We start from the raw sequence: 1,240 nt of genomic DNA, 5'->3' as shown, positions 1-1,240 counted from the left end.
CCGGTACACGCCGTACCACTCGCCGTGGCCGCCCTGCGCATCGCGGGCTCGGACCGTCTCGGCGCGAGTCTGTCGCAGCCGAACAGGAACGCGGTGGCCTGATCAACGAAGGCGACACCTCCCGCGCGCAGACGGCGCAGGCGGAGCGGAAGGACGCAGACCCCGCCGACCTGGCCGAACGCCCCCGCCGCAAGCAGCAGCACTGGTTCCACCGCCGGGCCGCTCCCCGCTGACAATCCCGCAGACGGCCTCGACACAGACCTCGGCCGACCCGCCGGGCACGGTGACGGCGGGTACGCAGAGAGCGGGTGTTGCTCATGGACTGGCTGAGCAGGCTGCCTGTGATCGGAAAGCTGATGCGGACGCACGCCTGGCGGGCGTTCGAGCGGCTGGATGCCGTCCACTGGGCCCGGCTCGCCGCGGCCATCACCTTCACCAGTTTCGTCGCGCTCTTTCCGCTGATCACCGTGGGCGCGGCGATCGGTGCCAAGCTGCTGAGCGAGGACCAGCTGGGGAAATTCCAGGACAAGATCGCCGACCAGGCGCCGGGCCTCTCCGACCTGCTTGACCTGGACAGTCTCGTCGCGCATGCCGGATCCGTCGGGCTGATCGCGGGCTCGCTGCTGGTCGTGATCGGCATCAACTGGGTCGGCGCCCTGCGCGGCTGTCTGCGCGCGGTGTGGGAGAAGGAGCAGGACCCGGGCAATCCGTTCCTGCTCAAGTGCAGGGACTCCGTGGTGCTGGTCGGTCTCGGTGCGGTCGGGCTGGTCGCGATCGGCAGTTCGGTGTTCGCGAACATTGCCGTCGGCTGGGCCGCCGACAAGGCCGGTATCGAGGGCGGGGCGGGGCGGGCCCTGCTGTTCTTCGCCGGCCTGGCCATCGCTCTGGTTGTCGACTTCCTGCTGCTGGTCTACCTGCTCACCCGGCTGCCGCGGGTACATCCCGGCCGACGTGCGGTCATGGTCGCCGGGCTGATCGGTGCGGTGGGCTTCGAACTGCTCAAGTGGCTGCTGACCGGCTACCTTCAGGGCGTCGCCGGGAAGAGCATGTACGGCGCCTTCGCCGTGCCGGTCGCCGTCGTGCTGTGGATCAACCTCATGGCAAGGCTGCTGCTGTACTGCGCCGCTTGGACAGCGACAGCGACAGCAATAGGGACCGCGGTGCAGTCCGGCGAGACAGCCGAGGGCGAGGGACCGGAGCCCGGGATCAGTCCCGCAGCCGACGCCGCACCACAGCGGGC

General features: G+C 69.8%; 1 protein-coding gene. It reads left to right on the top strand.

From position 1 onward, the window contains the following. Positions 1 to 317 precede the first annotated feature (317 nt). Positions 318 to 1,240: YihY/virulence factor BrkB family protein (locus IG08_RS0153140; RefSeq protein WP_030622034.1), on the top strand; the 923-nt coding region annotated here is incomplete at its 3' end.

Source organism: Streptomyces fulvoviolaceus, assembly GCF_000718165.1.
GTDB lineage: Bacteria > Actinomycetota > Actinomycetes > Streptomycetales > Streptomycetaceae > Streptomyces > Streptomyces fulvoviolaceus.
Note: the sequence above shows the minus strand (reverse complement) of the source record. Positions and strands in the feature narration are given on the sequence as shown.